Source organism: Ruminococcus sp. AF31-8BH, from assembly GCF_003460605.1.
In the GTDB taxonomy this organism is placed as follows: Bacteria; Bacillota; Clostridia; order Lachnospirales; family Lachnospiraceae; genus Blautia_A; species Blautia_A acetigignens.
This window is the reverse complement of the sequence record NZ_QTVN01000036.1, coordinates 1-4,620: the sequence shown is the minus strand read 5'-3', so window position 1 is coordinate 4,620 and position 4,620 is coordinate 1. Positions and strand designations below refer to the sequence as shown.

The window sequence follows — 4,620 nt, the reverse complement described above, 5'->3', positions numbered from 1 at the left end:
TGCTGTAGGCTGGGCGGTGATCGATTATATCAAAAATGGGCGACCTCAGTACTGCGAATCGGATCAGGTGTTCCTGAAACATATGCCGCCATTTGATCCTATCGGCAATGAAAACCATATGCATCAACAGCTTGTAAGATACATGAGGAAAGCAGGTATCGACCAGCGTACAAAAAAGCACTCCGGCTTTCATTCCTTAAGACATTCTGCCGGCTCCATGCTGCTGGAAATGGAGACACCGCTTCCGGTCATTACAGATATCCTTGGGCACTCTAACTCTGATGTAACGGCTGTTTATCTGAAGACAGACCTACAGAAACTGGCCGAATGTGTGCTTTCACCGGAGGGATTTCGCCATGGATAAAGAGATTTATAACAGCATTTTTCAAGAGGAGATCCATGATCTTATAGCATTAAAACGCGCACTTGGATTCTCTTATAGAGCAGAGGCAGGTTCTCTGCGACGCATTGACACCTTTTTATGCGAAAACAATCTTTCCGAAAAGCGTATCTCTAAAGAACTTTGTGATCTATGGTGCAGAAAAAGAACTTATGAGACAGTCACAAATCAGGCAAGCCGTATCAGTGTCATGCGGGTTTTCTGCAGATATCTCAACGATATCGGGATTCCTGCATATATTCCGCCGAAAGGAATCACCCGGAAAAGGAGCAGATACGATGCACATATTTACACAGATGAAGAACTTCAAAGTTTTTTTGATGCAGTTGACAAAAGCCAGTCGGTGCCGGATTCCTGCCCGTATCGTGCTGATGTGATGCCGGTCTTTTTCCGTATCCTGTACACCAGTGGGATGCGTGTTTCGGAGCTGCGCCTTGCCAGAATCCGTGATATCAACTTCGGAGAAGGGTATATCACTGTTCACGAGGCCAAAAATCATAAAGAGCGGTATGTCCCGATCCATCCTTTACTTATGGATAAGTGTAAGGAATTAAAAGAAAAGATCCATGTCCATTCATCCGATGATGAATATCTCTTTATGCTGCTTCCGGGAAGACCGATGACTTTAGGAAATGTATATAAAAATTTCAGGCGCTATCTGGAACAGGCTGGGATCTCTCACACTGGAAAAGGTCCCCGTATCCATGACTTCCGCCATACTTATTGCGTAAATCTTCTCCGCAAATGGAGCGATGAAGGAAAAGACCTGATTGCGTATCTTCCATATATGCGTACAATGCTTGGACATGAAAGTTTTGAGGAAACAGCGTATTATCTAAAACTTACGGCGGAACGTTTTCCATATATAAAAGAACGGATGATGGAATCTTTTCCTGATCTGATCAGGGAGGCAGTTATCAATGAACACGAATTCTACTGATTTTGCCTGTCTGGTCACAGGTTTTTTAACGGACTATCTGCCGCATCATAGATGTTATTCCAGGAATACCATTCTCAGTTACAGAGACACTTTGAAACTGTTCCTTCGGTTTTTAAAAGAAGAAAAAGAAACCTCTCCGAATTCTTTTTATATCAGGGACTTCAAACGTGAACTGGTGATTGAATTCCTGGAATGGTACCGGAACAACGGGGCTGGTATAACTGCAGCAAATCAACGGCTGGCTGCATTGAAAGCATTCAGTGATTATGCACAGCTGGAACATATCGAGTACATTGCCCCTTTACAGAATGTCTCCGGGATCAGGGCAAAAAAGGCTGCACCGAAAGAAGTATCTTTCCTGACTGTGGAACAGATGTCATCACTTATAAACAGTCCGGATGTTAATTCCCATACCGGTTTCCGACACAGGGTAATCCTGACACTTTTGTATGACAGTGGGTGCAGAGTTCAGGAATTATGCGATATTACGATAGCCGATATATCGTTAGGTTCTGTTGCAACCGTAAGATTACACGGAAAAGGCAACAAATACCGTACAGTCGTGATAGCAGACGCAACAGCAAAACTTGTCGAAAACTATCTTAGCCGGTACCGTTCATACGCTGTAGGAACCGATTTTTTGATCACTAACCGTTATCATCGAAAGATTGACCGCGATGGTATCTCTTATATCATAAAAAAATATGTAGATGCGATCCGCAAAAAAAGATGCAGCATTCCCAGAACATGTACATTGTCATATGTTCCGTCATTCAAAAGCAATGCATATGTTGGAAGCCGGTATCAATATCGTCTATATCAGAGATTTCCTCGGACATGAGGATATTTCTACGACGATGGTTTACGTGAGAGCTGATAATCGTCTGAAAAATGATGCGGTAAATGCACTTGCTCCAAAAGTTACTGAGGAAAGAGATTTTCCTGACTGGAACAAAGATAAAGATCTTTTACAGTTTTTAAATTCCTTAAAGTAGAGAATTATTATGCCGAGTTACGCAAATAGAAACACTGGAAAAATCTAAGAATACTGAACGTATCTCGGCATAACATCTATCTCGTCATAAGGTGGTTTATGCCGAGCTCGGCATAATGAGCCCTGGGGGCTACCTTCTGTTGTGGGGAATAATCTCTTATTCTCTACATAGCCGCATCTCAAGAATTGCCTCATTATTCTTTTATCACTTGGAATATTTTCCAACATCCAGTCATGACTGATGTTATCAAAGCATCCTTTAATGTCACCTTCCAAAATCCATTCCGGAGAAGTTTTTCTTGACAGGAGTTTGAACATATATTCCATTGCATCCTGTGCACATCTGTTTTGCCGGAATCCAAAGGAAACCTTGTCTGCTGTTGTTTCTGCTATCGGGGCAAGAGCCAGCAGTTGTAAACCCTGCATGGCTCTGTCGGTCATAGTTGGTATCCCTAGTGGACGTTTTTCCTTTTTTCCATACTTTTCGATATAAGTTCTCTTCAATGGCTTTGCTTTGTATGAAGAAGTTGTAAGGTTGTAAACTGCCTGGATTTTGTCTTCGTCTGTCGACCAGATGTCTCCATCAATTCCAGGTGTATTTTTACCTTTGTTTATTATCACTCTCTTAACTGCCAGGACTTTTGCATAAAATGAATTTGTGATTAACTTTTGGAGTCTCTTTACAAGTCTCCACTTATCAGCCTGTACTGCCTTCACAATCCGTACTTGTAGTCTATTAACATACAGTTCTGCCTGTTTCCAGTTAATCTCTTTCCATTTCGGTTTTCTGTATGTCTGCATTGTCCTCGCAGGTGGCGTCATTGAACTTTGTGCATTCATAGATTCCCAGTCTTTCATATGATTAGACACGCGCCAGACGTCTGCCTCCTTTCGGATGGGACAAAGTTTGAATCCCTATCTGTTGCATTACACAGCAGCATTCGCTTCTTCTGGCATCCATTCCTCCTGTGCATTGTATTTTTCTTACGATTAACCTACCTGTGAAAGGAGCACAAAAGGGTTTCCCAGTTCCACTGCTTGAATTATTGCGATGCATTTAGGCTCCATCTTTTAGGCCGGAGGTGCTTCGTCCATTCGGCTCAGCGCATATCGAAACCGCCAGCCCGCGCCCTCTAACCGTTTTGGTAATGGTGTATCAGTCACTTTCACCATTTCAAGTATCACGACCCTTACAATGGTTCACATATGTTAGCCGTGTGCATCAATTCCTAGCGGTTGGGTGGATGTGACTTCCATTTACCCGCATTGTCCCACTGCTTCATACCTTTCATCACTTACTAGGCATTTCGTGGTAGGAATATCACGAATGGAGGTGATAGCGCATGCGCGCACTTCAAGCAACGACCGCAGGTCGCACCGATATGATACTGGCATTTCCAGCGAGTATGTGATAGACTTTTATTGTCCATTTGGACCGCCTCCTTTGATTTTGAGTTTGGCTTGCGACACCATTCTCATCATATCACAGGAGGCTTTATTTTGTTATCCGCACCGCTTCCGCCTACTCCATTCTCCCCAGCATAGCTGGGGAATTAGGCTTTTCATTCAAAGTTACAATGCGGATTAAATAAGATAGTTTTTTCAATAACAATATGGTAAAATGAAAAAAACATCAAAATTTACTGAAAAAGTATATGAATCATGTACCTGAAAAGGAGGGAGAACAATGTTTACGGTATTTCATTCAGAAAGCATTTGGACTGGAACGGATATGAAAAAATTTAATGAAATTCGGGATGTTCTGGACAGAGAGGGGATTCCGTACAAGTATAAGGTAAAAGACCGATTAGGAGACTGGAACGGAAGCGGAACCTTCCGCGGAACTGTGGGAAGTGCCGGTATTCCGGCAGACCAATCCAAGCAGTATGAAATTCTCGTGGAGAAAAAAGATATGGCGCAGGCACAAAACGTGATTAAAATTAAGCTTAGTTAAATGTCACAGAATTCCCCTGCGGCATAATATCGAAAAAGGGATATGAGACAGCACTCAGCTATTTCATATCCCTTTTGCAGCAGGGGATGAGAGAATCGAACTCCCACCAAAGGTTTTGGAGACCCCTATCATACCATTTGACCAATCCCCTATTTTATAAAGAAAAGTGACTATTAGCAGTCACAATTCATTGAAAGTTTTGTACCTTCAAAACTACATACATGCCATATCCTTGTCTGGAATCTTTTCTGAATCATTCTTCAACCTTGCGAATAACCTGGAAGTTCCATCTCACTTCGTTCGATGGAACGACCTTCGTGCTTAGCACTCAG

Annotated in this window: 5 protein-coding genes and 1 tRNA gene; 4 read left to right on the top strand and 2 right to left on the bottom strand. The window is 42.4% G+C overall.

Going from position 1 to position 4,620, the window contains the following annotated elements:
* From DWZ38_RS21720 to DWZ38_RS21710, 3 genes are all read left to right on the top strand, one after another.
* Positions 1-364: tyrosine-type recombinase/integrase (locus DWZ38_RS21720; protein WP_147343046.1), on the top strand; the 364-nt coding region annotated here is incomplete at its 5' end.
* Positions 357-1,340: a tyrosine-type recombinase/integrase gene (locus DWZ38_RS21715; protein WP_117855384.1), complete on the top strand. Its 984-nt coding sequence runs from the start codon at positions 357-359 to the stop codon at positions 1,338-1,340. The genes DWZ38_RS21720 and DWZ38_RS21715, both read left to right, overlap by 8 nt.
* A complete protein-coding gene (locus DWZ38_RS21710) occupies positions 1,321-2,181 on the top strand; it encodes a tyrosine-type recombinase/integrase (RefSeq protein ID WP_207661338.1) in 861 nt (286 codons plus the stop codon). The genes DWZ38_RS21715 and DWZ38_RS21710 overlap by 20 nt, the downstream gene beginning before the upstream one ends.
* Positions 2,182-2,379: 198 nt before the next feature.
* Here the strand turns inward: DWZ38_RS21710 and DWZ38_RS21705 are convergent, their stop codons facing one another.
* Positions 2,380-3,192 carry a reverse transcriptase N-terminal domain-containing protein gene (locus DWZ38_RS21705; protein ID WP_243000505.1) on the bottom strand — a complete coding sequence of 271 codons (813 nt, stop codon included), beginning with the start codon at positions 3,190-3,192 and terminating at the stop codon, positions 2,380-2,382.
* 874 nt (positions 3,193-4,066) lie between these two features.
* Between DWZ38_RS21705 and DWZ38_RS21700 the strand changes: the two genes are divergently transcribed.
* The gene (locus tag DWZ38_RS21700; protein WP_243000502.1) at positions 4,067-4,288 is read left to right on the top strand and encodes a hypothetical protein; all 222 of its coding nucleotides are present in this window, start codon (positions 4,067-4,069) and stop codon (positions 4,286-4,288) included.
* Between the two features lie 80 nt (positions 4,289-4,368).
* Here the strand turns inward: DWZ38_RS21700 and DWZ38_RS21695 are convergent.
* Positions 4,369-4,439: transfer RNA gene (locus DWZ38_RS21695), tRNA-Trp, on the bottom strand.
* Positions 4,440-4,620 lie beyond the last annotated feature (181 nt).

Excerpts from the sequence above, each read along its gene's own strand:
- DWZ38_RS21710 (WP_207661338.1), top strand. The coding sequence starts at position 1,321 with ATGAACACGAATTCTACTGATTTTGCCTGTCTGGTCACAGGTTTTTTA.
- DWZ38_RS21715 (WP_117855384.1), top strand. The coding sequence starts at position 357 with ATGGATAAAGAGATTTATAACAGCATTTTTCAAGAGGAGATCCATGAT.
- DWZ38_RS21700 (WP_243000502.1), top strand. The coding sequence starts at position 4,067 with ATGAAAAAATTTAATGAAATTCGGGATGTTCTGGACAGAGAGGGGATT.
- DWZ38_RS21705 (WP_243000505.1), bottom strand. The coding sequence starts at position 3,192 with ATGAAAGACTGGGAATCTATGAATGCACAAAGTTCAATGACGCCACCT.